At 64.7% G+C, this 25,650-nt stretch carries 27 protein-coding genes and 1 pseudogene; 13 read left to right on the top strand and 15 right to left on the bottom strand.

Translation table 11 applies throughout. The features are described from left to right. The first annotated feature begins 40 nt into the window (after positions 1-40). Complete coding sequence (locus tag HU763_RS07385; RefSeq protein WP_186689003.1) at positions 41-1,012, top strand: magnesium and cobalt transport protein CorA; 972 nt, start codon at positions 41-43, stop codon at positions 1,010-1,012. 31 nt (positions 1,013-1,043) lie between these two features. Here HU763_RS07385 and HU763_RS07380 read toward each other — a convergent pair whose 3' ends face one another. Further along, positions 1,044-1,775, bottom strand: a complete 732-nt coding sequence (locus tag HU763_RS07380) for an amidotransferase (RefSeq protein ID WP_186689000.1) — start codon at positions 1,773-1,775, stop codon at positions 1,044-1,046. Between the two features lie 527 nt (positions 1,776-2,302). Between HU763_RS07380 and HU763_RS07375 the strand changes: the two genes are divergently transcribed. After that, positions 2,303-3,103, top strand: a complete 801-nt coding sequence (locus HU763_RS07375) for a cytochrome c (RefSeq protein ID WP_186688997.1) — start codon at positions 2,303-2,305, stop codon at positions 3,101-3,103. Between the two features lie 114 nt (positions 3,104-3,217). Here HU763_RS07375 and HU763_RS07370 read toward each other — a convergent pair whose 3' ends face one another. From HU763_RS07370 to HU763_RS07355, 4 genes are all read right to left on the bottom strand, one after another. Next, positions 3,218-3,550, bottom strand: a complete 333-nt coding sequence (locus HU763_RS07370; protein WP_170028856.1) for a ribonuclease E inhibitor RraB — start codon at positions 3,548-3,550, stop codon at positions 3,218-3,220. A 175-nt stretch (positions 3,551-3,725) separates the two neighbouring features. Then, complete coding sequence (locus tag HU763_RS07365) at positions 3,726-3,962, bottom strand: hypothetical protein (protein ID WP_170028855.1); 237 nt, start codon at positions 3,960-3,962, stop codon at positions 3,726-3,728. A 215-nt stretch (positions 3,963-4,177) separates the two neighbouring features. After that, entirely contained in the window at positions 4,178-6,253 is a 2,076-nt protein-coding gene (locus tag HU763_RS07360; protein ID WP_186688995.1) for an LTA synthase family protein, read from the bottom strand. Positions 6,254-6,393: 140 nt separating this feature from the next. Continuing rightward, a complete protein-coding gene (locus HU763_RS07355; RefSeq protein WP_170028853.1) occupies positions 6,394-6,585 on the bottom strand; it encodes a PLDc N-terminal domain-containing protein in 192 nt (63 codons plus the stop codon). A gap of 125 nt (positions 6,586-6,710) precedes the next feature. Between HU763_RS07355 and HU763_RS07350 the strand changes: the two genes are divergently transcribed. Further along, positions 6,711-7,649 (top strand): ZIP family metal transporter, encoded by a 939-nt coding sequence (locus HU763_RS07350; RefSeq protein WP_170028852.1) that lies wholly within the window; start codon positions 6,711-6,713, stop codon positions 7,647-7,649. 106 nt (positions 7,650-7,755) lie between these two features. Here the strand turns inward: HU763_RS07350 and HU763_RS07345 are convergent, their stop codons facing one another. Next, a complete protein-coding gene (locus HU763_RS07345) occupies positions 7,756-8,286 on the bottom strand; it encodes a hypothetical protein (RefSeq protein ID WP_186688992.1) in 531 nt (176 codons plus the stop codon). A 59-nt stretch (positions 8,287-8,345) separates the two neighbouring features. Further along, positions 8,346-8,870 (bottom strand): ankyrin repeat domain-containing protein, encoded by a 525-nt coding sequence (locus HU763_RS07340; protein WP_186688987.1) that lies wholly within the window; start codon positions 8,868-8,870, stop codon positions 8,346-8,348. A gap of 268 nt (positions 8,871-9,138) precedes the next feature. On the opposite strand from HU763_RS07340, the gene HU763_RS07335 reads away from it, so the two are divergent. After that, on the top strand, positions 9,139-9,411 hold the full coding sequence (locus tag HU763_RS07335; protein ID WP_170028849.1) for a DUF3509 domain-containing protein: 273 nt from the start codon (positions 9,139-9,141) through the stop codon (positions 9,409-9,411). A 61-nt stretch (positions 9,412-9,472) separates the two neighbouring features. Here HU763_RS07335 and HU763_RS07330 read toward each other — a convergent pair whose 3' ends face one another. From HU763_RS07330 to aroC, 3 genes are all read right to left on the bottom strand, one after another. Continuing rightward, positions 9,473-10,009 (bottom strand): oxidase, encoded by a 537-nt coding sequence (locus HU763_RS07330; protein WP_186688984.1) that lies wholly within the window; start codon positions 10,007-10,009, stop codon positions 9,473-9,475. Further along, positions 10,009-11,166: an MFS transporter gene (locus tag HU763_RS07325; protein ID WP_186688981.1), complete on the bottom strand. Its 1,158-nt coding sequence runs from the start codon at positions 11,164-11,166 to the stop codon at positions 10,009-10,011. Before HU763_RS07325 ends, HU763_RS07330 begins: the two co-directional genes overlap by 1 nt. A 132-nt stretch (positions 11,167-11,298) precedes the next feature. After that, positions 11,299-12,390 carry a chorismate synthase gene (gene aroC, locus HU763_RS07320; protein WP_186688977.1) on the bottom strand — a complete coding sequence of 364 codons (1,092 nt, stop codon included), beginning with the start codon at positions 12,388-12,390 and terminating at the stop codon, positions 11,299-11,301. A 188-nt stretch (positions 12,391-12,578) separates the two neighbouring features. On the opposite strand from aroC, the gene HU763_RS07315 reads away from it, so the two are divergent. Continuing rightward, positions 12,579-13,538 (top strand): alpha/beta hydrolase, encoded by a 960-nt coding sequence (locus HU763_RS07315; protein ID WP_186688970.1) that lies wholly within the window; start codon positions 12,579-12,581, stop codon positions 13,536-13,538. Positions 13,539-13,603: 65 nt separating this feature from the next. Beyond that, entirely contained in the window at positions 13,604-14,386 is a 783-nt protein-coding gene (locus HU763_RS07310; RefSeq protein ID WP_186688968.1) for a hypothetical protein, read from the top strand. Between the two features lie 249 nt (positions 14,387-14,635). Here HU763_RS07310 and prmB read toward each other — a convergent pair whose 3' ends face one another. Further along, entirely contained in the window at positions 14,636-15,544 is a 909-nt protein-coding gene (gene prmB, locus HU763_RS07305; protein ID WP_186688966.1) for a 50S ribosomal protein L3 N(5)-glutamine methyltransferase, read from the bottom strand. A 180-nt stretch (positions 15,545-15,724) separates the two neighbouring features. On the opposite strand from prmB, the gene HU763_RS07300 reads away from it, so the two are divergent. From HU763_RS07300 to HU763_RS07280, 5 genes are all read left to right on the top strand, one after another. Continuing rightward, on the top strand, positions 15,725-16,315 hold the full coding sequence (locus HU763_RS07300) for a cysteine hydrolase family protein (RefSeq protein ID WP_063911663.1): 591 nt from the start codon (positions 15,725-15,727) through the stop codon (positions 16,313-16,315). A gap of 52 nt (positions 16,316-16,367) precedes the next feature. Beyond that, entirely contained in the window at positions 16,368-16,688 is a 321-nt protein-coding gene (locus HU763_RS07295; protein WP_186688963.1) for a hypothetical protein, read from the top strand. Between the two features lie 215 nt (positions 16,689-16,903). Next, entirely contained in the window at positions 16,904-17,464 is a 561-nt protein-coding gene (locus HU763_RS07290; RefSeq protein ID WP_186688960.1) for a Smr/MutS family protein, read from the top strand. A 70-nt stretch (positions 17,465-17,534) separates the two neighbouring features. Then, positions 17,535-18,080 carry a GTP cyclohydrolase I FolE gene (gene folE / locus HU763_RS07285; RefSeq protein WP_186688957.1) on the top strand — a complete coding sequence of 182 codons (546 nt, stop codon included), beginning with the start codon at positions 17,535-17,537 and terminating at the stop codon, positions 18,078-18,080. A 59-nt stretch (positions 18,081-18,139) separates the two neighbouring features. Then, a complete protein-coding gene (locus HU763_RS07280) occupies positions 18,140-18,511 on the top strand; it encodes a glutaredoxin family protein (RefSeq protein WP_186688954.1) in 372 nt (123 codons plus the stop codon). Positions 18,512-18,645: 134 nt separating this feature from the next. Here the strand turns inward: HU763_RS07280 and HU763_RS07275 are convergent, their stop codons facing one another. Further along, a complete protein-coding gene (locus tag HU763_RS07275) occupies positions 18,646-19,248 on the bottom strand; it encodes a glutathione S-transferase family protein (RefSeq protein ID WP_170028838.1) in 603 nt (200 codons plus the stop codon). 146 nt (positions 19,249-19,394) lie between these two features. On the opposite strand from HU763_RS07275, the gene HU763_RS07270 reads away from it, so the two are divergent. Further along, entirely contained in the window at positions 19,395-20,585 is a 1,191-nt protein-coding gene (locus tag HU763_RS07270; protein ID WP_186688951.1) for a benzoate/H(+) symporter BenE family transporter, read from the top strand. A 143-nt stretch (positions 20,586-20,728) separates the two neighbouring features. On the opposite strand, the gene HU763_RS25010 is transcribed toward HU763_RS07270, so the two are convergent. The 3 genes and pseudogenes from HU763_RS25010 to HU763_RS07260 all read right to left on the bottom strand — a co-directional run bounded on the left by HU763_RS25010 (position 20,729) and on the right by HU763_RS07260 (position 24,183). Then, entirely contained in the window at positions 20,729-21,433 is a 705-nt protein-coding gene (locus HU763_RS25010; protein WP_372241565.1) for a methyl-accepting chemotaxis protein, read from the bottom strand. 201 nt (positions 21,434-21,634) lie between these two features. After that, a pseudogene (locus HU763_RS25005) lies at positions 21,635-22,117 on the bottom strand (methyl-accepting chemotaxis protein); the annotation flags it as partial. 668 nt (positions 22,118-22,785) lie between these two features. Continuing rightward, entirely contained in the window at positions 22,786-24,183 is a 1,398-nt protein-coding gene (locus HU763_RS07260; protein WP_186688945.1) for an aminotransferase-like domain-containing protein, read from the bottom strand. A 208-nt stretch (positions 24,184-24,391) separates the two neighbouring features. Here HU763_RS07260 and HU763_RS07255 point away from each other — a divergent pair, with 208 nt between their 5' ends. After that, complete coding sequence (locus tag HU763_RS07255) at positions 24,392-25,549, top strand: MFS transporter (RefSeq protein WP_170028834.1); 1,158 nt, start codon at positions 24,392-24,394, stop codon at positions 25,547-25,549. The last annotated feature ends 101 nt before the right edge of the window (positions 25,550-25,650 follow it).

Here is a 25,650-nt window from a genome sequence, read left to right as displayed (position 1 = left end):
CAAGCTGTACGTCGTGTCCAACCGGAATAAGCGAACAACCATGGGTCGAGTCGTGGCATCGGCGGTGTACAGCGCCGGCAGAAAGGTCACCAACATCAGCATCGACGAAGGCAGCGAGTGGGCACGCAAGCCCGGGCACTTCGTGTGGATCGGCCTGGAAGAGCCCAACGCCGAGGAGCTGGCCAACCTGCAGCGGCAGTTCAACCTGCACGAACTGGCCATCGAGGACGCCCTGGAAAAGCACAGCCGGCCCAAGCTGGAAACCTTCGGCGACGCCCTGTTCATCGTCACCTATTCGCCGGTGCGCCACGAAGGCAAGCTGGAGTTCATCGAAACCCACATCTTCGCCGGCAACGGCTACATCATCACCTGCCGCAACGGCCACTCGAAATCCTACGCCCTGGTGCGTCAGCGCTGCGAGGCGCGGCCATTGCTGCTGGAGCACGGCGAAGACTTCGTGCTGTACGCCCTGCTCGACTTCGTCACCGAGAACTACCAGCCGGTCAGCGAGGCCATTCATGGCGAGATCGAGGAGCTGGAGCAGAGCGTGCTCGGTGGCTCGCTGCAGGAGGACGATATCCGCCGCCTGCACAGCCTGCGCCGCGACATCCTGCGCCTGCGCCGCTACGTGGCGCCGATGGTGGAGGTGAGCGAGGAACTGCAACGCCTGAGCTTCCCGTTCATCGACAAGAACATGCGCCCGTATTTCCGCGACGTGCAGATCCACGTGACACGGCAGATGGAGGACCTGGCCGGCATCCGCGACATCGCCAGCCAGACCATCGAGATCGGCATGCTGCTGGAATCGTCGCGGCAGAGCATCGTGCAGCGCAAGTTCGCCGCCTGGGCGGCGATCCTGGCGTTCCCTACGGCGATTGCCGGGATTTACGGGATGAACTTCCAGAACATGCCGGAGCTGGGCTGGCACTACGGCTATTTTGCGGTGCTGGGCGTGATCGGCTTGGGCTGTAGCGGGCTCTATGCCAGCTTCAAGAAATCGGGCTGGCTCTAGAAAGCCGGGGCCGCGTTGCGGCCCCCGGCCGTTACGCCGCGTCGTGCTTGCTGATCGGGTGCTGGATGAAGCGCAGCATCCACTCCCCGACCAGGTCCCCCTGGTGCTCGGTGGCCAGGCTGGCCACCGCCTTGTGGTACACCTCATCCCCTAGGTATTCCTGGCGCGCATCCAGCAGCGCACGGGAATAGTCATGGACGAATTCCGGGTGGCCCTGGAAGCACAGCACCTGGTCACCAATGTGATAGGCCGCGTTCGGGCAGAAGTCACTGGACGCAATCACCGTGGCCCCCTCGGGTAACTCGGTCACCTGGTCCTGGTGGCTGATCAGCAAGGTCAGTTCCGACACTTCCGGGTCCATCCACGGCGCATGGGCCGCCAGCGAATAGCGATGAATGCCCACGCCCCAGCCCTGTTCGGCGCGCTCGGCCTTGCCGCCCAGGGTCAACGCCAGCAGCTGGTGGCCGAAACACACCCCCAACAGCTTCTCGCCACGCTCGTACAGCTTCAGCAGGTAGGCCTTGAGGGTCTGGATCCACGGATCGGTACCAAAGGAATCAGCCTTGCTGCCGGTCACCAGGTACGCATCGAACACTTCCTCGTCGGCGGGGTAGTCGCCATTCATCACGTTGTACACACGAAACTCGGCGGCGATCGGCTGACGCGAGAAGAGCTGCTCGAACATCCTGCCGTAGCCCTGGTACTGCGCGATCAACTCCGGTCGCAGGACATCGGTTTCAAGGATGCAGATGCGTAACGACATAGGGATAGTCCTGAACGACATAGGTGGGAATCTGCTGTAGAGACTGACGCGAAAGGCACGTACAAGCAAGTAGGGCGCACTGACGAACGGTCACATTTCGTCGGCGCGCTGCTGGCACTTGCGCCACTGTCTAGCGAGAGGATGCCAGCCGGATGGCACATGGCCTCATAGCCAGATAAACCGATATCGTCAATTGTTAGAACAAAGGGTTCTCAAACATGGATGACGCACACCCTACTGTTGGTTGTATATCCACTTTCAAGAGGCAGGCAGTACCGGCGTCCACCCACGCCACTGCGATCAGCCCGAAGCTCGACAGGGAAGCCAAGGGGTATTCAGGAATAACAACAAGAAGGCGGTCCGCCATGTTCAGACAATCGAAAATTCGCCAAGCTGGGCTCATTCTCTTCGCCACGACTCTGCTGCTGATCCTGCCGAACCTGACACGCTTGTTTGGCTGATTGCCGCTGTGGCGTCAACAGGCAACGCACAGGTAACCTGCTGGCCTTGATGGTTGGAGATTACCCATGCGCCACTGCCTTGCACTGTTAGCGTTACTCCTGAGCCTGCCGCTGTCGGCGGCGCAACTGCACCTTGAACTGGGCTCCACGTCGCGCCAATGGAGCAGTGCCGAGCTGCTGGCGCATCCGCAGGCTCGGGAGATCAGCATCGACCAGGACGTGTCCTACCAGCGGCCCATGCATTATCGGGCGGTGCCGCTGGCCGTGCTGCTCGAGGGGGTGAACGCCTGCGACCATCTGCAGGCGGTGGCCCTGGACGGTTTTGCTGCCGAAATGCCCGCCGCGCCGCTGCTGCAGCGCGGGCCGGCACAGGCCTGGCTGGCCGTGGAAGACCCGGGCAAGCCGTGGCCGGCACTGGGCCAGGGCAAACCGAGTGCTGGGCCGTTCTACCTGGTGTGGACTGCACCGCAGGCAAGCGGCATCCGCCCGGAACAGTGGCCGTTCCAGATTGCCACGATTCGCAAGCTCGCCTCTGTCGAAGCGCGCTTTCCGGCGCTGCTGCCCGACCCCAAGCTGCCGGCCGACAGCCCGGTCCGCCAGGGCTTTGCCTTGTTCCAGCAAAACTGCCTGGCCTGCCACCGGCTCAACGGTGCCGGGGATGCGCAGCTGGGCCCAGACTTAAACGTGCCGCACAACCCGACCGAGTATTTCCAGCCGGGGTATCTACGGCAACTGATTCGTGACCCGCAGCGCCTGCGGCAGTGGCCGCAGGCGAAGATGCCGGCGTTTACGCAAAGCGTGTTGAGCGAAGCAGAGCTGGATAGCCTGCTGGCCTATCTGGCGCACATGGCCAAGCGCAAGCCTTGAGAGCGGCGTACACGGTTTCGCGGCTGGCCCGCTGGCACAGGATGACCGGTGAATTGCCCCGGGCCAGCTCCCTGGTTGAGCGGGCACACTCGCGAAGCAGGCAGCACAGAACGCTCAGGCGGTGACCCGCTCCTGCTTGACCCCCCACCCTTCCACCTCGCCACCATAGGGCGTGACCAGCTGCTCGAAGGCCTCTTCGAAGTCACCTATGCCACCGTGGGTGGCATACATGACCTTGCTCAGTTCCAGGTGCCAGGCACCGTCGTCCAGTTCCTTCACCTGGGCATTGAGGGACTCGCCGCGAAACTGGCCGGCGGCGCGACGGGCGCCAGCCTCGTCGGGGAACACCGCGTAGAACTCGATGGGGTGGATCTGGGTGAAGTCGAAACCGCCTGCTTTCATCTGGCGCAGGACGTTGCTGCTGATATCGTCGTTCTGGCTGCTCATGAATCGTCCTCCTGAATAATGCGATGGATAGACTTTCCGTGCACTACGCACCTGCCGGCAGCGGCCGGGCAGTTCGAGCTGATGCAAGACGCGAAGAGATGCGGTGCCAACCTGCGGAACAACAGGCACCTTCCACCAGCGTAGTGCCTGCCTCGGCACCACGCAAACGTACAGGTCAGGGCGCTTCGTGGATACTGGTGATAGTCACGCCGCTCTGCTCCTTGAGCCAGCGGGCAGTGGGAGAAATGGTGCGGTCCTGGAAGTCGTTGAGGTCCAGCTCATCCATCACCGGGAACAGGTGCGAGCGTATCGCGCGGGCGGCGTCCTCCTCACTGGGACGGTGCTCGGCATGCAGCACCAGCGAGGACGGTTCGCCTTTCTGGTCGGCAAAGATGACTTCCCACTCTTTCATTGAACGAGCCCTCTCAATTCAAGGAACACAGGTGTGTGATGCCTGAATAAATGACCTTGGGCCAAGAAGAATGTTCAGTCGGGGAGGTTTGAGGCGGGGCCATTGCCAGCAGGCCGGCCCCCACCGGGGGAGTGCACAGGTTGCGCACCATGCGCTGTACCGGTGGGCGCCGGCTTGCCGGCGAACAGGGCCGCAAGGCGGCCCTGACTGCAGCCTTACTTCGGGGTGCCGTGCACTACACCGGCGGTGTTATCCAGCAGGCTCTTGGTCGCCGTCTGGATATACGCCTCGAGCTTTTTCAGCATTTCCGGCTGATCCGGGCTTTCGATCAGCTCGGCCTTGAACTCGCGCCCCAGCTGGTAGCGGTACATGCGCGGGGTCATGTCCTTGGACTCGATCAGGATGCGGTCGCCCTGCACCAGGCCGACGATCTGTTCGCTGCCCGATGGCTTGATCATGCCCATGCCCTGGTCGCCCTCAGGCAGGTTGAGCAGGTCGCGGCCCCAGCACTGGTGGCGGGCCTGGCCACCCAGGCGGCCCATGATGGTCGGCACGATATCGACCTGGGTGCCCACGGTGTGGTTGACCGCGCCAAACTTCTCCTGGATGCCCGGGCCAATCAGCAGCAACGGCACGTTGAAGCGGCCCAGGTCCAGCTCGGTGACCTGCTGCTGGTTGCCAAAGCCATGGTCGCCGACGATGACGAACAGGGTTTCCTTGAAGTACGGCTGCTTGCGCGCCTTCTCGAAGAACTGGCCCAGCGCCCAGTCCGAATAACGCATGGCGGTGAGGTGCTCGTCCAGGCGGCCTTGCCCAGTGACTTTCTCTACCGGCAGGTCCTTGGGCAGCGCATACGGTGTGTGGTTGGACAGGGTCTGCAACAGTGCGTAGACCGGCTTCTTGCCGTCGTGCTTGGCCAGCTCTTCGGCGCCACGGTCGAACATGTCCTGGTCGGACACGCCCCAGGTTGGGTCGGAGAACACCGGATTGACGAAGTCGTTACGGCCAATGAAGGTGGTCATGCCCTGGTTGCCGAAGAACCCGGACTGGTTATCCCAGGCGAAGTCGCCGTTGTAGACGTACATGTCGTCGTAGTCGCGGGCGCTGAGCAAGGCCGGCAGGCCAGACAGCTTGTGGCCGCCTTCCGGGGTCTGCATCAGGTATTCGAAGCCTGGCAGGTTGGGGAAGCAGGCCATGGTGGCGAACATGCCCTGGTGGGTATGGGTGCCGTTGGAGAAGAAGCGATCGAACAGCAGGCCCTCTTTGGCCAGCTTGTCGAAGTACGGGGTGATGTTGTTGGGGCTGCCCAGCGCGCCCACCGAGTGGCCGGCAAAGCTTTCCATCAGGATTACCACCACGTTCTTGATCGGCAGGGTGCGCTCGGCCGGCGGCGTGAAGTCGCGGCGGATGGCAGCCTCGTCGGCGTCGACCAGCGTGTCGTTGGCGGTCAGCAGTTGCTCACGCACGCTTTGCGTGGCCACGTCCTGCGGCAGCACCGGCTTCCAGATGTTGGCGCGGTCCTCGCCGAAGCGGCTCTTGGCGGCATCGATCAGGGTCAGGGTGCCGTTCAGGCCCAGCTGGTTGACGAAGTTGGAATCGGTGGTGAAGGCATCACCCCAGCGCATCGGCGGGCCCTGGCGCAGGGTGCCACGCGCGGCGACCACGGCCACCAGCAGGATCACCATGAACACGGCCAGGCGGTTGTACCACGGTGCCACGCGGCGCTGCAGGGTGACTTCGCCGTTGCCAGCGCCGCGGGTGATGCGGTCGATGCCCTTGAACAGCAGGCTCAGCAGCCAGGTACCGAACAGCCAGGCCAACAGGTAGCGCACCACCGGGAAGCCGTACCAGAGCATGCTCAGCACGGTTTTCGGGTCTTCCTTGATGTACTGGAAGACCAGGCCGTTGAGGCGCTGGTGGAACTCGCGGTAGAAGTCCATTTCCATCAGGCCGAGGAACATCACCACGCTCGCGCTGATGGTCAGCCACAAGCGGAACACCCCGCGCCGGGCCATGGCCCAGGGGCTGAGGATGGCCAGCAGCAGCGGAATACTCAGGTACACCACCACCCGCAAGTCGAAGCGCAGGCCGTTGAGGAAGCCTTCGGCGACAGTCGCATATGGGGTTTCGCCGATCATGTCGCTGTTGTAGACCAGCAGCGCCAGGCGCACGAGGCTGAGCATCAGCATGATCACCAGGCCGCTGAGCAGCGTGTAGGCCAGGTGGGATTTCAGGGTCGGCGGGAACGGCGCTCGCGCGCCCCGTTGCTTCAAGGCGTCAGGGTTGGCCATGAATGGGAAGGTCCTAGGATTGCGGTTTGCGGAGATGGCGCAGGTGTGAACCAACGCAGCATGGTGCGGGTGCGAATTCTGTTTAACCCAATGTGAAAATTTTGTCACGGGGGTGTTGCCGGTTTTGTCCGTTGCGGCGCTCAGATACGCACATTTCCCCGCGGCCCGGCTATCGCCCAGATCACCAGCCCCACTACCGGCAACAAGGCGATCAGCAGGATCCACAGCACCTTGATACCCACCTCGCTGGCACTTCTGACTACATTGAGAATGGCCCAGATATCCAGCGCCAGGATGATCAGCCCGACCAGGCTGTTGAACATCGACCCCATGGCAAAACTCCTGTCAAAGGCTTTGCTGCACAGCATAGCCAGCTATCACGTCGATAGAAGGGAATCCTTGGCCGTTTGCGCGGGTCACTGCATAAACTGGCCCATCCACTGATTTCGAGGTTGCCATGCCACCCGCACACACCCACAGCATCGTCCCGCCGTCAGGCATCAGTGCCTGGCGCCAGCAGATCAACAACAGCCCGTGGGTCGGCGCCGGCCTGGCGCTGAGCCTGCTGGCGGTGCTGGTATTGCTGGGGGCAAGCCTGTGGAACGCGATCCACGGCGACCATGCTCAGCACCTGCACCTGGCGGCGCTGGGCGGGCTGTCCGGCTTCGGCGCGACCGCCCTGGGTGCGGTGCTGGCGGTGGTACTGCGTGACGTCAGCACGCGCAGCCAGGACGTGATGCTGGGCTTTGCCGCCGGCATGATGCTGGCAGCCAGTTCGTTCTCACTGATTCTGCCGGGCCTGGACGCTGCCCGGGAAATCACCGGCAATGGCCCTGCTGCGGCCCTTACCGTAGTGGTGGGCATGGGCCTGGGCGTGCTGCTGATGCTCGGCCTGGACCGTTTCACTCCGCACGAGCATGAGCGCGTCGGTGTGGCCGGGCCGGAAACCGAACGGTTCAGCCGGGTGTGGCTGTTCGTGCTGGCGATCACCCTGCATAACCTGCCCGAAGGGATGGCGATTGGCGTGAGTTTCGCCAACGGTGACATGAACATCGGCCTGCCGCTGACCACCGCCATCGCCATCCAGGACATCCCCGAAGGCCTGGCCGTGGCCCTGGCCTTGCGGGCCACGGGTTTGTCGAACCTGAAAGCGGCCCTGGTGGCGATCGGGTCGGGGCTGATGGAGCCGCTGGGCGCAGTGATCGGCCTGGGCATCTCGACCGGCTTTGCCCTGGCCTACCCGATCAGCATGGGCCTGGCGGCGGGAGCGATGATCTTCGTGGTGAGCCATGAGGTGATTCCCGAAACCCACCGCAACGGGCACCAGACCACGGCGACCCTGGGGCTGATGGGTGGGTTTGCGGTGATGATGTTTCTGGATACGGCGCTGGGCTGAAGTCATCAGCGGCCTGGGCCGGCCTCTTCGCGGATAAATCCGCTCCTGCAAGGATATCAACGGGCCTGCAGGAGCGGATTCATCCGCGAAGGGGCAAAAGGTGCCATCAGACGTGTACCGCTACCTTCAACGCCTCCAGGGCTGGCTCGACCTTGATGCCCACTTCCGCCCCCAGCTCCAGCACCCGTGCCAGGTCGTTCTGCCCCACCATCACCATCTGCAGCTCGTCATCCAGCAACTGGCTGAAATTGAGCAGTACATAACCCCCTGCTTCTTTGTTCAGCGCGCCCATTTGCACCTGGATACGGTTGAGCGCGGTCAGCGGCTCGGTGCGGGCCAGCTGCTTGGGCTTGAGGGTGAACGGTACGCTCTGGTCGAACGAAGCACTGATCTGCTCGAACAGCTCCTGGTAGCTGTCGGCCTGGAACACCACGGTGTCCGGCAGGCTGCCCAGCACCACCCATTCGCCCAGCGGGATAGGGAAGCTGTCGTCGTAGTTGATGTCAGGGTTGGCGGCGAGGAAGGCAGCCGGGTCGGCGTAGGCCTGGGCGGCTTCGTCGGCGATGCGCTCGATGTCCTCCTCGCGCATGCAGCCAGCGCCAATGAGGCTGATGAATTCGAGCAACTGAGTTTTCATGAAAGGGGCCTGCGACGGGTGAAAAGTCGCCAAGGATAGCCGCAAACGCCCCCTTGCGGTTAGCCGGCCAGCGCTTGCAGCCGTGCTGCGGTATCCACTGCGCCCATGGTTTGCGCCGCCATCAGTGCGGTGGCGCCGCGGACATCCTGGCGCGCCGGGTCGGCGCCCTGGGCCAGCAGGTAATCGAGGATTTCGCCGCGGTTGAACATGGCCGCCAGCATCAAGGCGGTGCGGCCATCCTGCGCGGCGGCATCCACCGGCACGCCATGCTCGAGCAGCAGGCGGATCATGGCCAGATCGCCCTTGAACGCGGCGCCGGCGATGGGCAACTGGCCGTTGTCATTGGCAATCAGCGGGTCGGCGCCGTGTGCCAACAGCACCCGCACGGCGTCGTGATGACCGTGGTAGCTGGCCAGCATCAGCAAGGTGTCGCCCTTGTGATTGCGCAGGTTGGCCGGCAGGCCGCTGGCCAGCAGGCGCCCGAGCATGTCGGCATCGCCCTGGCGGGCACGGTCGAATACCTGCTCGGCGAATGCGGCCGCCTCGTCTTCGCTCATGGTGGTGGGTGCGGTTTGGGTGGACATCGGGAACCTCCTGGCATCAAACATTGCCCAAGTGTTTGTCAGGCCCCGGTTGCCGGTCAAAGGTTCAGTTTCTATCGAGCCGATAGGCAACAGGCGCACCGTGCAAAATGCACTGTGCAAAATGCACGACCTTGCAGATTGCACGGCCGACCGCTTCCACAACTATACTAAGCCTCTGATTTTAAACGATTTTTCCAAAACAAAACTCTTGGCACGCTCACTGCAATCTACCTGTTCACGATTGCTACCAAACCTGCCAGGAGTTGATATGGACCTCATCCAGGAAAAGTTCGTCTCGGTATTTCCGGCCTACCAGGTCACTACCCAGCCCCGCCCGGACGGCGGCATCCTGCTGACCCTGCGCGCGGCCGACGGCAAGGTGACCCGTCGGGTGCTGACCTATGGCCAACTGCATAGCGCCGAACAGCTGTCGTGGGCGATCAGCGCCATTCGCCGTGACCTGGCCGAGCAGGCCAGCGAGTTGCCGGTGATTTCCATGCTGCAGAGCCAGCAGCGCTTTGCCTTGCCAACTTACCGCTGAGTCTTGGGTTGGCGTTACCGGCCGCTTCGCGGGCTAGCCCGCGAACGGGCCGGTAATACCCTCACAACTCGTCGATACCAAGAAACGCCCTGGCGCTTTCATCCCCGGTAAAACGTGGCTGCGCACCTTGCTCGCTGGCATACAGGCGCAACGCCAGGCAAAACGGCGTATCGCCCAGTTCCACCCAGCGCCGGATCCCCGCCGGCACCACCAGCTGGTCGCCCTTCTCGCACAGCAGCGAATACACCCAGTCGCCCGCACGCAGGCCAACCTGGGCACGCCCGCTGATCACGGCAAATACCTCTTCAGCGTCATGCACGTGTTCAACGCGTAGGTCTACCTGCGCCGGGTCGGCACCGTCACGGTTGAGCACCACGAAGGCCTTGCTGCCATGCGCTGTCATCAACCGGTCCAGGTGCTCCCGGCAGGCGCCCAGCACCTCTTCGTGGGCCGAGCCCGGGCGCACCCGCAGGCCAGGTTCGGCATGGGCAAATCGCACGCCCTGTTCGGCCAGGGTGGCGGCGATGTCATCGTGATGGGTCAGCACCTTGTTCGGCAGTTCCGGGCTGGAAGTGTAGAAAACGCTGAGAATGCTCATCAGGGGCGGGTCCTGGTCGGTTGCGAACAAAAGGCAATGATAACGGCTGCGGCCAAGGCTGCGGCACTGGCCATACCAAAGGTGAAGGTGGGCCCCAGCAGGTTCCAGCTATAGCCCGAATACAACGCCCCCAGCGCCCCGCCAGTGCCGGACAGTGCCGCATACAGTGCCTGGCCCTGGCCCTGCTGACGGGCGCCGAAGCTGGCCTGGACGAAGGCGATGCTGGCGGCGTGGAAGCAGCCGAAGGTGGCCGCATGCAGCAGCTGGGCGAACACCAGGACTGCCGGCTCGCCGGCCAGGTTACCCAGCAACAGCCAGCGCAGCGCCGCCAGCACGAAGCTGGCCAGCAGCACCCGCTGCACGGAAAAGCGCGCGAATACCCGGCTCATGAACATGAACACCAGCACTTCGGCCACCACGCCAAGGGCCCACAACAAGCCGATGGCACCGCGGCTGTAGCCCAGGTGTTCGAGGTGCAGGGTGAGGAAGGTGTAGTACGGCCCGTGGCTGAGTTGCATCAACGCCACGCAGGCATAGAATGCGATCACCCCGGGGGCACGCAACTGCTGCAGGAAGCCGCCGGCGCTGCGGCGCTCGCCCTGCTCCAGCGGCTGTGCATTGGGCACCCACAGGCTGGCGGCGACGATCCCGGCCATGATCGTGACCAGGGCCACCGGGTAGATATCCAGGCTCAGCCACTCGAACAGCCGGCCCAGGCCGACCACGGTGAGGATGAAGCCAATCGAGCCCCACAGGCGTACCTGGCTGTAGCGGGCGGTTTGCCCGTGCAGGTGGGCCAACGTGATGACCTCGAACTGGGGCAGCACCGCGTGCCAGAAGAACGCATGCAGGGCCATGACCAGCGCCAGCCAGGCATAGCTCTTGCCAAAGAAGATCAGGGCGAAGGTGGCCAGGGTCGACAGCGCGCCCAGGCGCACGATCAGCAGGCGCTGGCCGGTGCGATCGCCCAGCCAGCCCCACAGGTTGGGGGCGACGCAACGCATCAGCATGGGGATGGCCACCAGCTCGCCGATACGCGCCGCAGAGAAGCCCAGGTGGTCGAAGTACAGCGCCAGGAACGGCGCGGTGGAACCGAGCAGGGCGAAGTAGAACAGGTAGAAGCTGGACAGGCGCCAGTAGGGGATTGGTTGCTGCATGGGATGCCCTTGTGGGGACCTGGGCCGGCCTCTTCGCGGGCGCGCCCGCTCCCACAGGGAACCCACAGACTCTGAAAGCGGCGATGAACCTGTGGGAGCGGGCATGCCCGCGAAGAGGCCGGTACTGGCGAATCAGAGCTGGCCCAGCACCGGGGTATTCACCTTCACATCGGCATTCTGCGCACGGTGGCGCAGCAGGTGGTCCATCAGCGCAATGGCCATCATCGCCTCGGCGATCGGCGTGGCACGGATACCCACGCAAGGGTCGTGGCGGCCTTTGGTGATGACGTCCACCGGGTTGCCGTCGATGTCGATGGAGCGGCCCGGGGTGGTAATGCTGGAGGTTGGTTTCAGCGCCAGGTGGGCAACGATCGGCTGGCCCGAAGAGATGCCGCCGAGGATGCCGCCCGCGTTGTTGCTGAGGAAGCCTTGCGGGGTCAGCTCGTCACGGTGCTCGGTACCGCGCTGGGCCACGCTGGCGAAACCGGCGCCGATTTCCACGCCCTTGACTGCGTTGATGCTCATCAGCGCGTGGGCCAGCTCGGCATCCAGGCGGTCGAAGATCGGCTCGCCCAAGCCCGGCATCACACCTTCGGCGACCACGGTGATCTTGGCGCCTACCGAGTCCTGGTCACGGCGCAGCTGGTCCATGTAGGCCTCCAGCTCCGGCACCTTGCTCGGGTCGGGGCAGAAGAAGGCGTTCTGTTCCACCGACTCCCAGCTCTTGAACGGAATCTCGATCGGCCCCAGCTGGCTCATGTAGCCACGCACGATGATGCCCTGGGTGGCCAGGTACTTCTTGGCGATGGCGCCAGCGGCCACGCGCATGGCGGTTTCGCGGGCCGAGCTGCGGCCACCGCCGCGGTAGTCGCGGATGCCGTACTTGTGGTGATAGGTATAGTCGGCGTGGGCCGGGCGGAACAGGTCCTTGATCGCCGAGTAGTCCTTGGACTTCTGGTCGGTGTTGCGGATCAGCAGGCCGATCGAGCAGCCGGTGGTGCGGCCTTCGAACACGCCGGAGAGGATCTCCACCTCGTCGGCTTCCTGGCGCTGGGTGGTGTGCCGGCTGGTGCCGGGCTTGCGCCGGTCGAGGTCGTGCTGCAGGTCGGCCAGGGAAATTTCCAGGCCCGGTGGGCATCCATCGACAATGGCGACCAACGCCGGGCCATGGCTCTCGCCAGCGGTGGTGACAGTGAACAGCTTGCCGTAGGTATTGCCGGACATGGACGCTCCGCGAGATCTGCCTGAAGTGAACGAAAGCGGCAGTATACAGATGGATTGCCTGCCTGTGCTGGGCATCGTGAACCCGTGGCAGCGGGTTTACCGGCGAAGAGGCCGAGCCTGCCCTGCACAGGCCGAGAACCTTCCCGTGGACATAGGGTCAAACTGACATCTCCCCACTGTAGTACCGCATGATGTCGCGCCTCGTCGCTTTGTTGTTCCTGCTGTGCACCAGCCTGGCCCAGGCCGCCCCCACCGTGCTGCAACGCCCGATCGACCTCGATACCGGCCAGGGTGTGCTGCACGGCAGCCTGCTGCTGCCACTGCAGGCCACCCCGCCGCCAGTGGTGCTGATCATCGCAGGCTCCGGCCCCACCGACCGCGACGGCAACAACCCGGCCTCGGGCCGGGTCGACAACCTCAAGCGCCTGGCCCTGCTGCTGGCCAACGAACACATCGCCAGCGTGCGCTACGACAAGCGCGGGGTCGCTGCCAGCCAGCCGGCCACCCCCGACGAGCGTGACCTCAGCGTGGAGCGCTACGTGGCCGACGTGGTCGCCTGGAGCCACAAGCTGAAGGCCGACCCACGCTTTGGCCCGCTGATCCTGGTCGGCCACAGCGAAGGTGCGCTGATCGCCAGCCTGGCCGCCGAGCAGGCCGGTGCCAGCGCGGTGATTACCTTGGCCGGCAGTGGCCGGCCGCTGGCCGAAGTGCTGCGCGAACAGCTGGCCCAGCGCCTGCCGCCAGCGCAACTGGCCGGTGGCAGCGCCCTGCTCGACCGCCTGCAGGCCGGGCAAACCAGCCTGGAAGTGCCGGCACCGCTGCGCCAGGTGTTCCGCCCCAGCGTGCAGCCCTACCTGATTTCGCTGTTCCGGCAGAGCCCGGCCGCGGCGTTTGCCCGCCTGCCCATGCCGGCACTGATCGTGCAGGGGCGCAACGACGTGCAGGTGGACGTGGACGACGCCGAGCGGCTGAAGGCGGCCAAGCCGGATGCCCAGCTGGTACTGATCGACGGCATGAACCATATGTTGCGCATCAGCCCCAAGGGCATGAGCCAGCAGCGCGACAGCTACCTCAACCCCGAGCTGCCGCTGGCGCGCGAGCTGGGTGAGCGGATCGTGACGTTCATCCAGCATTTGCCTTCGGCGTGAGGTAAACGGGCTCAGGTCTCGGGTATGCCTGCCGATACAGCGGGCATAGCCGAGGACAAGCCCTGATGACCACCACCCCCGCCGCCGCAGAGCCGGCCGAAGAATCCCAGGAAAGCCCGGCCCTGCCTTGGGCCGAGCTGAGCGTCGAACACTTCCAGCTGCTGCGCCTGGCTGCCCTGCCTACCGATCGCAGCACCGGCGCACGGCCGCTGCGCTTCGTGCAGTTCGGCTATGCCGAGCGCCACGACAAGGCCCACAGCCTGCTGCGCATGGAAATAAAACTGCCAGGCCAGAAGGTGCACAAGGAACAGAACCGCCTGGACATCCGCGTCGACCATGGCGAACGACTGGTACGCATTGGTGCCGAAACCGGCCTGCAACTGGAACCCTTGAACCGTGGCCTGGGCCGTTTCCTGCTGGCCCAGGCCGTGCAGTGGCTGCAGCGCAAGTGGTCGCATTACCGGGTCGAGGGCATGGCGCTGCCGAGCAAGGATGCGCTGAACGAAGACTCGCGCCTGCGCCGCGACCACTGCCTGCGCGGGGTCGGCATCGAGGTGGAGTATGAAGACGGCCAGCACCTGAAAGGCCGTACCGTGGAAACCACGGTGAGCCAGCTCAAGGGGGCCTGGAACAGCGAGCACGTGCAGCGGGTGGAGATCCTCGATGCGGCCAGCCTGCTGCAGCAGGCGGACCAGCAGTTGCAGGAAAAAGAAGCGCAACTGCGTGAGCGCGACGAACGCGTTGCCAAGTACCAGCGCGAAGACAGCGGCTTGCGCTTTACCATCACCTGCCTGGTGGCCTTTGCGGTGTTCCAGGCGGGGTTGCTGATCTGGATTGCCACGCGCTGACAGCGCGCCGCCTGGCCTTTGGCGCTCGGTGGGAATTGGGCCGCTTTGCGGCCCATCGCGACACAAGGCCGCTCCTACAGGAGACCGCGTAGCACCGGGATGACGGTATCCCTGCAGGAGGAATTGGGCCGCTTTGCGGCCCATCGCGACGCAAGGCCGCTCCTACAGGAGACCGCGTAGCACCGGGATGACGGTATCCCTGTAGGAGCGGCCTTGTGTCGCGATGGGCTGCAACGCAGCCCCAATGAATCAGACCCGGGCCTTGAACAGCTGCTGATGCTGGCGGCACTGCTCGGCAGTCAGCATGAACACCCCATGCCCGCCGCGCTCGAACTCCAGCCAGGCGAAGTCCACCTCAGGGTACAACGCCTCGACATGCACCTGGCTGTTGCCCACCTCGACAATCAGCAAGCCCTTGTCGGTCAGGTGGTCGGCCGCTTCGGCCAGCATGCGCCGCACCAGGTCCAGGCCGTCGTTGCCGCACGCCAGGCCCAGCTCGGGCTCATGGTGGTACTCGGCCGGCATGTCGTCGAAATCCTCGGCATCAACATACGGCGGGTTGGACAGGATCAGGTCGAAACGCTGCCCTGGCAAACCGGCAAAGCCATCGCCCTGCACGGTGTACACGCGCCCGTCCAGGCCATGCCGCTCGATGTTCTGGTTGGCCACTTCAAGTGCGTCGAACGACAGGTCGGCCAACACCACCTCGGCGTTGGGGAAGACGTCGGCGGCAACGATACCGATGCAGCCAGAACCGGTGCACAGGTCGAGAATGCGCGCCGGCTCGCTGGCCAGCCACGGTTCGAAGCGTTTCTCGATCAGCTCGCCAATCGGCGACCGCGGCACCAGCACACGCGGGTCGACGATGAACGACATGCCGCAGAACCAGGCCTCGCCCAGCAGGTAGGCAGCCGGCACGCGCTCTTCGATACGGCGCTTCAGCAGGTGCTGCAGGCGCACCCGCTCATCGTCCTCGAGGCGGCAGTCCAGGTAGCTGTCGGCCACCTCCCACGGCAGATGCACTGCGCCCAGCACCAGCAGGCGGGCCTCGTCCCAGGCGTTGTCGGCACCGTGGCCGAAGAACAGGTCGTGCTCGTGGAAGCGGCTGACCGCCCAGCGGATGTAGTCGCGCAGCGTGCGCAGACGGGATGTGATCACGGGGTACTCCTAATTCAGACCGGACAAAAGTCTAACAGCCCCGACCGCACATTTGTTCCCTTGGATCGCCTGCCGGCCGGCCACAGGCCAGTAATCATGCCGCTTACATTGTCAACCATTCCCATTGGCGCCAAGGCAGGGGAGAATAGGTATACAAAAGCCCTATCCAAGGAGCCCTTGATGTCCGTTCCAACCACGATGTTCCGCCTCACTGGCCGCGATTACCCGCCGGCCAAGCTGAGCCACGCCAGCCTGATCATCATCGATGCGCAAAAGGAGTACCTCAGCGGGCCCCTGGCGCTGTCGGGCATGGACGAGGCCGTGGCCAACATCGCCAGGTTGCTCGACGCCGCGCGCAAGAGCGGCCGTCCGATCATCCATGTTCGCCACCTGGGCACCGTCGGTGGCCGCTTCGACCCACAGGGGCCGGCCGGCCAGTTCATTCCGGGGCTGGAGCCGCTGGAAGGCGAAATCGTCATCGAAAAGCGCATGCCCAACGCGTTCAAGAACACCAAGCTGCACGAGACCCTCCAGGAACTGGGCCACCTGGACCTGATCGTATGCGGTTTCATGAGCCATTCCAGTGTCAGCACCACCGTGCGCCGGGCCAAGGACTATGGTTACCGCTGCACCCTGGTGGAAGATGCTTCGGCGACCCGCGACCTGGCATTCAAGGATGGGGTGATCCCGGCCGCGCAGATTCACCAGTGCGAAATGGCCGTGATGGCCGACAACTTCGCTTGCGTGGCCCCTACCGCCAGCCTGATCTGAACGCGATAAAGGGCCCCAGGTCGAATTCCGGATATCCACAGAGGAGAGCGGAATGAAGCTCAAAGGCAGTTTCGACGCCAAGCGCCTGCGCCCGCGCGAACCGCGCAACTGGGGGGCGCGGCTGGCGGCTGGCCTGGCGGCCCTGTTGGCCACCCTGGGCGTGCTGCTGGCAATGGCCGGTGTCGCCGGCCTGCTGGGCAACTACCCTGCCCTGGCGGAACTCAATGCCAACAAGCCGTTGTCCGGCGTGTTGAGCGTGGCTGGCTTGCTGTTGCTGTGGCTGGGCGTGCGCTTCTGGCGCCGCAGCCGCATTCGCCTGCGGCGTGGGCGCGAGCTGAACCTGGCGCCACACCTGATGAAAAAGCACGATTGACCGCTACGCTACGTACGCGGCCTTTGTAGGAGCGGCCTTGCGTCGCGAAAGGGCCGCAACGCGGCCCCGCAGATGTAAGCGCGAAGCTGGATTCCCGAGGGGCGCTTCGCCCCCCTTCCCGACGCAAGGCCGCTCCCACAAAAGGCCAGGCAGGCCCGACATGGCTGCATACCGCTCTGCAGTCGCGTAAACTACGCCGCCCACGTGGAGGCATCATGCAAGACGACGATTTTTCCCTGTTCAAGGCCGAAGTGCGCGGTGTGAAACCGATCAAGCACGACCGCGCCGAAGTCGGCAAACCCAAGGCCGACCGCCAGCAGCTGGCCGGCCTGCGCCAAGCGGCGACGGTGCGCAGTGACAAGGCCCTGGTGATCGACGGCATGTCCGACCAGTTCGTCATCGACGTTGGCGCCGAGGATGAACTGCTGTGGCGTCGCGACGGTGTGCAGGAAGGCCAGTTGCGCAAGCTGAAGCTGGGGCAGATTCCGTTCGAAGGCAGCCTGGACCTGCACGGCATGACCGTGGAAAAGGCCCGCGAAACCCTCTGGGACTTCATCGCCGAAGCCACCAGGCTGGAAGTGCGCTGCGTACGCGTAACCCACGGCAAGGCCGCACGCCTGGACGGCAAGCGCCCGATGATCAAGAGCCACGTCAACACCTGGTTGCGCCAGCACCCGCAGGTACTGGGTTTCGCCTCGTGCAGCGCCCGCCACGGCGGCACTGGCGCGGTGTATGTGATGCTCAAGCGAACCATGCTCGAAGGCCGCGACGAATAACGCCGCGCTTGCAGCGCCGCCCTCGCCGCCGTACCCTTCGTTTTTGCGATTTTTTCCCACAGGTAGATCCATGTCCCTGGAACAGAACTACACCGAGATCCTCAGCCAGCTGGGCGAGGACGTCTCCCGTGAGGGCCTGCTCGACACGCCCAAGCGGGCTGCAAAGGCGATGAAGTACCTTTGCCGCGGTTATGAGCAAACACTGGAAGAAGTCACCAACGACGCGCTGTTCAGCTCCGACAACAGCGAAATGGTGCTGGTCCGGGACATCGAGCTGTATTCGATGTGCGAACACCACATGCTGCCGTTCATCGGCAAGGCCCACGTTGCGTACCTGCCCAAGGGCAAGGTCCTGGGCCTGTCGAAGGTGGCGCGCATCGTCGACATGTACGCCCGCCGCTTGCAGATCCAGGAAAACCTCAGCCGCCAGATCGCCGAGGCCGTGCAGCAGGTCACCGGTGCGGCAGGTGTCGCCGTGGTCATCGAAGCCAAGCACATGTGCATGATGATGCGCGGTGTCGAGAAACAGAACTCGACCATGATCACCTCGGTGATGCTGGGTGAGTTCCGCGAAAACGCCGCCACCCGCAGCGAGTTCCTCAGCCTGATCAAGTGATTGGCTGCCGTCCCCAAGCCGACCCTGCGGGTCGGCTTTTTCATGTTCAGGAGTTGCCCATGATCGTCAAAGCCCTGCGGGTTGGCCTCGGCCAGCTCATCGTGTTCGCCGACTGGCTTAGCCGCCCAGCCAAGCGCAAGCGCGACGCCGCCGCCCAGGCCCGCGTCGAACAGGCGGCCAAGGGCCTGGCGCTGTACCAGTTCCATGCCTGCCCGTTCTGCGTCAAGACCCGGCGCACCCTGCACCGCCTGAACGTGCCGGTGGCGCTGCGCGATGCCAAGAACGACCCGGTACACCGCCAGGCCCTGGCAGAAGGCGGCGGCCGAGTGAAAGTGCCGTGCCTGCGCATTGAAGAAGCCGGCAAGGTGACCTGGATGTATGAGTCCAAGGCCATCATTGCCTACCTGGACGAGAGGTTCGCTGCCCTGTAGGAGCGGCCTCGCGTCGCGAAAGGGCCGCAAAGCGGCCCCGACAGTTTACGCGGCGAAGCTGCAAACCCGGGGCGCTTCGCCCCCCTTTCGCGACACCAACCGCAGTTCACGGGCAGGCACAGCCTCAGCGCGGGTCAACCCACCATCGGCACATGCCGCGGGTGGCTGCTGACCCGCTCCAGCCAGGCCCTCACTGCCGGGTAATCGGCCAGGTCGAAGCCCCCCTGATGCGCCACGTGGGTATAGGCATACAACGCCACATCGGCAATCGAGTACTGCTCACCGACCAGGTACGGCGTCATCTGCAACTGCCGCTCCATCACCCTCAGTGCCTTGTACCCGCCCTTGTGCAGCTTGCGGTACTCCTCCACGCGATCATCCGGCAAACCGAGGTAGAACTGGATGAAACGCGCCACGGCAATGTACGGCTCATGGCTGTACTGCTCGAAGAACTGCCACTGCAACACCTGGGTGCGCAGGCGCGGCTCGACCGGCAGGAACTCGCTGCCATCGGCCAGGAAGTTGAGAATGGCGTTGGACTCCCACAGGTAGCTGCCGTCTTCCAGCTGCAGTACCGGCACCTTGCCGTTGGGGTTCATGGCCAGAAACTCGGGCGTTTCCGTCTCGCCCTTGAGAATGTCCACCGGGTGCCACTCATACGGCCGGCCCAGCAGGCTCAACATCAGCTTGATCTTGTAGCAATTGCCCGACTGGTAGTCGCCATAGACCTTGTACATCGCCCCTTCACTCCCCAAGCAGTTGTGCATTTGCGCCCAATAGTTGGCGACTGTACGGCTAAAAGCAATGGCCGCTGTATGGCAAGGATCAATCTTGCTCGCTGTAGTCTGAAAAAACTGCTTACACCTTTACAAGGATTTTGTTCATGACCGATGCCACTTCCGCTCGCCTGCGGCCACTGGCGGACAGCTCCCCGTCGGCGATCGTCGCCGGCTTCATCGCCATGCTCACCGGCTATACCAGTTCGCTGGTATTGATGTTCCAAGCTGGCCAGGCGGCCGGGCTGACCACAGCGCAGATTTCCTCGTGGATCTGGGCGTTGTCGATCGGCATGGCGGTGTGCAGCATCGGCCTGTCGCTACGCTACCGCACGCCAATCACCGTGGCCTGGTCGACCCCGGGTGCCGCCCTGTTGATCACCAGCCTGGGTGGCGTCAGCTATGGCGAAGCGATTGGCGCCTACATCACCTGCGCTGTCCTGGTGCTGATCTGTGGCCTGACCGGCAGCTTCGAGCGCCTGGTCAAACGCATCCCGGCTTCGCTGGCGTCGGCGCTGCTGGCGGGCATCCTGTTCAAGATCGGCAGCGAAATCTTCGTGGCCGCCCAACACCGCACCTTGCTGGTGCTGGGCATGTTCTTCAGCTACCTGCTGGTCAAGCGCCTGTCGCCGCGCTACTGCGTGCTGGCCGCGCTGCTGGTGGGCACGACATTGTCCGGCGCCCTGGGCCTGCTGGACTTCAGCGGCTTCCGCCTGGAGGCTGCCACGCCGGTGTGGACCACGCCGAGCTTCTCCCTGGCGGCGACCATCAGCATTGGCATTCCGCTGTTCGTGGTGGCGATGACCTCGCAGAACATGCCGGGTGTGGCCGTACTGCGCGCCGACGGCTACCAGGTGCCGGCCTCGCCGCTGATCTCGGCCACCGGCTTTGCCTCGCTGCTGCTGGCACCGTTTGGTTCGCATGGGGTCAACCTGGCGGCGATCAGCGCGGCGATCTGCACCGGGCCACATGCCCATGAAGACCCGGCCAAACGCTACACCGCGGCGGTGTGGTGCGGGATTTTCTATGGCATTGCCGGGGTGTTCGGCGCGACCTTGGCGGCACTGTTTGCGGCGCTGCCAAAAGAGCTGGTGCTGTCGATTGCGGCGCTGGCACTGTTCGGCTCGATCATGAACGGGTTGACCGTGGCCATGAGCGAGGCGCGTGAGCGGGAGGCGGCGTTGATCACCTTCATGGTCACGGCTTCGGGGTTGACCTTGTTCTCCATCGGCTCGGCGTTCTGGGGGATTGTGGCGGGGGTACTGACCTTGATGATTCTGAACCCGCGCAGGGTCTGACGGTATTTGTTGCCTGTACTGGCCTCTTCGCGGGTAAACCCGCTCCCACAGGGATCACACAATATTCAGCATTGTGGTATTCCTGTGGGAGCGGGTTTACCCGCGAAGGGGCCGGTACAGGCAACACAAGCCCCAGGCCCAGATCACAACCTGAAATGCCCCACCATCCCCTTCAGGTCGGTGCCCAACTGCGCCAGCTCGACACTCGACCGGGCATTGTCCTGCATTGCCAGGGCCGCCTGGTCGGCACTGCTGCGGATCTGCGTGACGCTGCGGCTGATCTCTTCGGCCACTGAACTCTGCTGCTCGGCCGCTGCGGCAATCTGCTGGTTCATCTGCTGGATCAACGACACCGCTGCAGCAATGCTGCCCAGCGCGCTTTCGGTCTGCAATGCATCGGCAACTGCCAGGCGCACCAACTCGGTACTACCACGAATCTGCGCCACCGACTGCTGGGCATTGCCGCGCAGGCTGGCAACCAAGGTCTCGATCTGCTCGGTAGACTGCCGGGTACGCCGCGCCAGCGCACGCACCTCATCAGCCACCACGGCAAAACCACGCCCCTGCTCACCTGCACGGGCCGCTTCGATAGCCGCATTGAGCGCCAGCAGGTTGGTCTGTTCGGCCACGCTCTTGATCACTTCCAGCACGTCGCCAATGGTGTGAATCTCGGCACTGAGGCTGTCGATACCGGCGCTGGCCGTTTCCGCCGCCGCCGCCAGCTGCTCGATGCGCTGCATGCTCTGGCGCACCACCTGCTGCCCGGAATCGACCTTTTCGTCCGCCGCCTGGGCCGCCTGCGCCGCCTCCTCGGCGTTGCGCGCAACATCGTGGACGGTGGCGGTCATCTGCTGCATGGCGGTCGCCACCTGTTCGGTTTCGTCCTTCTGGCTACCCACCTCGCGGTTGGTCTGCTCGGTTACCGCCGACAGCGCCTGGGCATTACCGGCCAGTTGCTCGATACCCTGCTGCAAACCGCTGACGATGCCCGACAGGCCCTCGGCCATCTGCTGCATGGCCTGCATCAGCTGCCCTACTTCATCACGGCGTGGCGCCTGGGCGTCGAAGCCCAGCTCACCGGCGGCAATGCGCTGGGCGCGGGCAATCACATGCCTGAGCGGGCCGACCACGGCGCGGGTGATCAACCAGGCAGCCAACACACCGACCAACAGCGCCAGCGCCGTCGCCACGCCAATGGCCACGGCGTTTCGCTGCAGTTCGCCCTGTAGCGCCTGCTCCTGCCCCAGGTAGGCCTGGTCGACGCGCCCGGTGACCTGCTCGGCACTGGCCTGCAACTGCGCCTTCAGGCCCTGCTCGCGGGCCAGCTGGTCAGTGTATTCGTTGAGTTTCTCCGAGAAGCTGCCGATGTGCCCCGCCACTTCGCCCAGCACGCTCTGGTAGCCAGCATCGCTGACCGCGCCCTGCAGCTGGCCGACCAGGCTGGCGGCCTCGACGGTCTGGGCAATGCGCTCCTGGCTGACGCCTTCTTCACCCTTGCGGCTTTTTTCCAGGCGTACCCGCGCTTCGTCCATGGCCTGCAGCATCAGCCGCGAAACCTGCGCCACTTGCGCGGCCTGCTCCAGGAACTCGCCGCCCTGCTGCCCTTGCGACTGCTTGAGGGTGTACACGCCATCGTCGGCCAGGCCGGCCTGCAGCACATCGAGGTTGTTGGCCACGCTGGACACCGACCAGCTGGCCATGTCCAGTGCCAGCTCCTTGGCCTGCACCGCCTCGACAAAGGCCTCGAACGCTTGCCCGTAGGCGGTCAGGTCGGCTTCCGTCGCGGCCAGCGCCGGCAGGCCACGGGCGCGTTCGACCAGGCTCTGCAGGCCGCTGCGCAGGGCCTCGGCCTGCTGTATGTCGGAACGCAGGGCAAACGCCTGCTCGTGCTGGCGCAGGCGCAGCAGGTCGGTATTGAACTGGCCTAGCTGGCGCAAGCTGTCGAAGCGCTGGCTGACACTGTACAGCGCAGCGATGCCAATGGCCGCCACCGCCAGGGTCAGCACTAGCACCAGGGCAAAGCCCAGGCTGAGTTTGCGGGCCATGCCCAGGTTGGCCAGCACACCGTGCTTGCTCGTGCCCATGCCGATTCCCCTTCTGCTGGCGAGGTTATCTGGAAGGCCAAGGGTGGCAACGTTGCCAGCCACTGAACAAGGGCCTGACGTCAGAATAGTGTCAAATAGCTACGACGGTGTCGCTATCAGCTTTGCGGAGGTCGCCCTGCGTGCTGAAGGAAGGCCTGGGCGCGGGCGTCCTGCCCATAGGCGACATTGATGCGCAGCCAAGCGCTGGCAGCGCCCTGGTAATCGAAGGCACTACCTGGCGTGAGCAGCACCGCATGCTGCAGCGCCAGGTGCTCCAGGCAGGCGAAATCGCGGCCCGGCACGCGGGCCCAGACGAACATGCCACCGTAGGGTTCGCAGAACACCTGCCAGCCCGCCAGTTCCAGCTGGCCAAGCAACCGCGCCATGTGCTGCGCTAGGCGTACGCGCAGACGCTGCATGCTCTTGCGGTAACTGCCATTGGCCAGCATCTGCCCTACTACCTGCTCGGCAAAACGCGAGGTGCCGATACCGCTGACCATCTTCAACTCGGCCAGGCGCGCGACCAATGCCGGGTCGGCGACCAGATAGCCGACCCGCAGCGAGCTGCTGAGGGTTTTCGAGAAGCTGGCCATGTAGATGACCCGCTGCTCACTGTCGAGGGTGGCCAGGCGGGTGGCCGGTCCTTCCTGGAAATCGGCGTAGATATCGTCCTCGATGATGCGCAGGTCATGCTCGCGGGCCAACTCCAGCAGACGGTAGGCGACCTTGGGCGTCAGGCTGGTGCCGGTGGGGTTGTGGTACAGGCTGTTGATGAACAGGCAACGCGGCTTGTGCCTGGCCAGTAGCGCTTCGAGGGTCGCCAGGTCCGGGCCCTCGGCACCACGGGGCACCGGCAGCATGTGCACCTGGTGCTGGCGCAGCAAGTTGTACAGGTTGTAGTAACCGGGGTTCTCCACCAGTACCGTGTCGCCCGGGCGCAGCAAGGTGCGCACCAGCAGGTCGAGGCCATGGCTGGCACCCTGGGTAGTGAGGATGCGCTCGGGGCCGGCGACAATGCCCTGCTGCGCCAGGCGCTTGTGCAGCTGCTGGCGCAGGCTGGCCAGGCCCAGCGGCGGGCAGTAATCGAACAGGTCCTGCGGGTTGCCGCGGCTGACCTGGCGCACCGCCTGGGCCAGCTCGGTGGTGGGGCGCCAGCTGCTGGGCAGCCAACCGCAGCCCAGCTTGAGCAGCTCGTCATGACCCTCACGGAATTGCCGCCAGCTACCGTCTGCGGCTTCCCCCCAGGGCTGGGTGTCGTCCGCGGCCAGGCCGGGTTTGCGCTCGGCCACGAAAAAGCCGGTGCCATGCCGCGCCTCCAGCCAGCCGCTGGCAACCAGCCGGTCGTAGGCCTCGATCACGCAGGACGCGCTGACCGCCTGGCTGCGGGCCAGGGCACGGATCGACGGCAGGCGCGCGCCTGGACGCAAGCGTTGCCGGTCGATCCAGGTTTGCAGTTGGTCGGTGAGTTGCTGCACCAACGGCGTAGCACTGGTGCGGTCGAGGGTCAGGTGCATGAGGTTAACTGTTTGCCGATTTTGAGCGAACAGTTAAGCATAAATGCGCTGAGGGTGTGTCTGGTGGGTGGAATGGACGCCCATCAGAGTAGGCAGGGCTGGCTCTTTCGCGGGTAGTGCACGGCTCTTGGGTTTGGATGCGAACCCTGTGGGAGCGGTTCACCGGCGAAGAGGACGGCACACACACTACAAAACCAGGACCCAACCCATGCCCTTCGCTCCGGCCCGCCTGGCCTTCGCCCTCTGCCTGATCACCCTGGCTGTCAACCTGCCGGCCCCGTTGTATATCGCTTACGCCGACCTTTCCGGCCAGGGCGCCGGTGCCACGGCAGTAGCATTCGCCAGCTATGTGCTCGGCGTTTTGCCCGTGTTGCTGGCCCTGGGTGGCCTGGCCGACCGGGTCGGGCGCCGGCCGCTGATCCTGGCCGCCCTGGCCCTGTCGATGCTCGCCACGGGGCTGCTACTGCTGGCCCCCAGCCTGCACACGCTGGGCCTGGCGCGGGCGTGCCTGGGCCTCGGCACCGCCCTGGCCACCGCCACGGCGACCGCCTACATGGGCGAACTGATGGGCAGCGAGCATGGCCCTCGCGCCGCCAACTGGGTGACCGCCAGCACCTCGCTGGGTTTTGGCCTGGGTGCAGCGCTGACCAGCCTGTTCCTGCTGCGTGGCCCCAGCCTGACCCCGGGCAGCTTCTACTGGCAACTGCTGCTGGCGGCAGTGGCCATGGCGCTGGTATGGCGCCTGCCGGACCCACGCCCGGCACAGCGCACCCGCATGCTGCGCCTGCCTTGCTACCCGCGTGGCAGCGTCGGCTATGGCCTGGCCATCCTGCTGGCATGGGCCTGCTCGGGGCTGGTCATCGCCTTGTTGCCGGGCATCCTGCGCCAACATGGGCTAAGCGTCTGGTCGGGCTTCTCGACCTTTTGCGTGATCAGTTGCGGGCTGGTGTTCCAGCCGATGGCGCGGCGCCTGGACAGCCGTACGGCCACGCTGCTGGGGCTGTTGATATTGCCGTGCAGCTATGCCGTGCTGGCCTGGGGAGCAGACAGCGGCAGGCTCGGGGCGGTGTTGCTGGGGGCGGTAGCAGCCAGCAGTGCGTGCTACGGGTTTATCTACCTGGGCGGGTTGGCGGCGGTGAACCAGCTGGCCGGCAGCGAGAAAACCCGGGCCAGTGCCGGGTTCTTTCTGCTGGCCTACCTGGGGTTCAGCTTGCCGGTGATCTTCACTGGCTTGCTGAGTGACCGGCTGGGGTCGGGGTTGGCCTTGCTGGTGTTTGGCGGGGTACTGACAGTGGCATGTGTGGCGCTTGGGCTGGCGTTGCTGTCCGGTTCGGTGAAAACCGCACAGGCGGCACGCTCGGTGTAGGCGCGGCCTTGTGTCGCGAAAGGCGGCGCAGCGCCGCCCCTTCCTCGTAGCATGAATTGCCGTATGAATTGCCGGGGCTGCTGCGCAGCCCATCGCGACAC

It is taken from the genome of Pseudomonas anuradhapurensis, from assembly GCF_014269225.2.
Lineage (GTDB): Bacteria > Pseudomonadota > Gammaproteobacteria > Pseudomonadales > Pseudomonadaceae > Aquipseudomonas > Aquipseudomonas anuradhapurensis.
Note: the sequence above shows the minus strand (reverse complement) of the source record. Positions and strands in the feature narration are given on the sequence as shown.

Excerpts from the sequence above, each read along its gene's own strand:
- HU763_RS07385 (WP_186689003.1), top strand. The coding sequence starts at position 41 with ATGGGTCGAGTCGTGGCATCGGCGGTGTACAGCGCCGGCAGAAAGGTC.
- HU763_RS07380 (WP_186689000.1), bottom strand. The coding sequence starts at position 1,775 with ATGTCGTTACGCATCTGCATCCTTGAAACCGATGTCCTGCGACCGGAG.
- HU763_RS07375 (WP_186688997.1), top strand. The coding sequence starts at position 2,303 with ATGCGCCACTGCCTTGCACTGTTAGCGTTACTCCTGAGCCTGCCGCTG.
- HU763_RS07370 (WP_170028856.1), bottom strand. The coding sequence starts at position 3,550 with ATGAGCAGCCAGAACGACGATATCAGCAGCAACGTCCTGCGCCAGATG.
- HU763_RS07365 (WP_170028855.1), bottom strand. The coding sequence starts at position 3,962 with ATGAAAGAGTGGGAAGTCATCTTTGCCGACCAGAAAGGCGAACCGTCC.
- HU763_RS07360 (WP_186688995.1), bottom strand. The coding sequence starts at position 6,253 with ATGGCCAACCCTGACGCCTTGAAGCAACGGGGCGCGCGAGCGCCGTTC.
- HU763_RS07355 (WP_170028853.1), bottom strand. The coding sequence starts at position 6,585 with ATGGGGTCGATGTTCAACAGCCTGGTCGGGCTGATCATCCTGGCGCTG.
- HU763_RS07350 (WP_170028852.1), top strand. The coding sequence starts at position 6,711 with ATGCCACCCGCACACACCCACAGCATCGTCCCGCCGTCAGGCATCAGT.
- HU763_RS07345 (WP_186688992.1), bottom strand. The coding sequence starts at position 8,286 with ATGAAAACTCAGTTGCTCGAATTCATCAGCCTCATTGGCGCTGGCTGC.
- HU763_RS07340 (WP_186688987.1), bottom strand. The coding sequence starts at position 8,870 with ATGTCCACCCAAACCGCACCCACCACCATGAGCGAAGACGAGGCGGCC.
- HU763_RS07335 (WP_170028849.1), top strand. The coding sequence starts at position 9,139 with ATGGACCTCATCCAGGAAAAGTTCGTCTCGGTATTTCCGGCCTACCAG.
- HU763_RS07330 (WP_186688984.1), bottom strand. The coding sequence starts at position 10,009 with ATGAGCATTCTCAGCGTTTTCTACACTTCCAGCCCGGAACTGCCGAAC.
- HU763_RS07325 (WP_186688981.1), bottom strand. The coding sequence starts at position 11,166 with ATGCAGCAACCAATCCCCTACTGGCGCCTGTCCAGCTTCTACCTGTTC.
- aroC (WP_186688977.1), bottom strand. The coding sequence starts at position 12,390 with ATGTCCGGCAATACCTACGGCAAGCTGTTCACTGTCACCACCGCTGGC.
- HU763_RS07315 (WP_186688970.1), top strand. The coding sequence starts at position 12,579 with ATGATGTCGCGCCTCGTCGCTTTGTTGTTCCTGCTGTGCACCAGCCTG.
- HU763_RS07310 (WP_186688968.1), top strand. The coding sequence starts at position 13,604 with ATGACCACCACCCCCGCCGCCGCAGAGCCGGCCGAAGAATCCCAGGAA.
- HU763_RS07300 (WP_063911663.1), top strand. The coding sequence starts at position 15,725 with ATGTCCGTTCCAACCACGATGTTCCGCCTCACTGGCCGCGATTACCCG.
- HU763_RS07295 (WP_186688963.1), top strand. The coding sequence starts at position 16,368 with ATGAAGCTCAAAGGCAGTTTCGACGCCAAGCGCCTGCGCCCGCGCGAA.
- HU763_RS07290 (WP_186688960.1), top strand. The coding sequence starts at position 16,904 with ATGCAAGACGACGATTTTTCCCTGTTCAAGGCCGAAGTGCGCGGTGTG.
- folE (WP_186688957.1), top strand. The coding sequence starts at position 17,535 with ATGTCCCTGGAACAGAACTACACCGAGATCCTCAGCCAGCTGGGCGAG.
- HU763_RS07280 (WP_186688954.1), top strand. The coding sequence starts at position 18,140 with ATGATCGTCAAAGCCCTGCGGGTTGGCCTCGGCCAGCTCATCGTGTTC.
- HU763_RS07275 (WP_170028838.1), bottom strand. The coding sequence starts at position 19,248 with ATGTACAAGGTCTATGGCGACTACCAGTCGGGCAATTGCTACAAGATC.
- HU763_RS07270 (WP_186688951.1), top strand. The coding sequence starts at position 19,395 with ATGACCGATGCCACTTCCGCTCGCCTGCGGCCACTGGCGGACAGCTCC.
- HU763_RS25010 (WP_372241565.1), bottom strand. The coding sequence starts at position 21,433 with ATGACCGCCACCGTCCACGATGTTGCGCGCAACGCCGAGGAGGCGGCG.
- HU763_RS07260 (WP_186688945.1), bottom strand. The coding sequence starts at position 24,183 with ATGCACCTGACCCTCGACCGCACCAGTGCTACGCCGTTGGTGCAGCAA.
- HU763_RS07255 (WP_170028834.1), top strand. The coding sequence starts at position 24,392 with ATGCCCTTCGCTCCGGCCCGCCTGGCCTTCGCCCTCTGCCTGATCACC.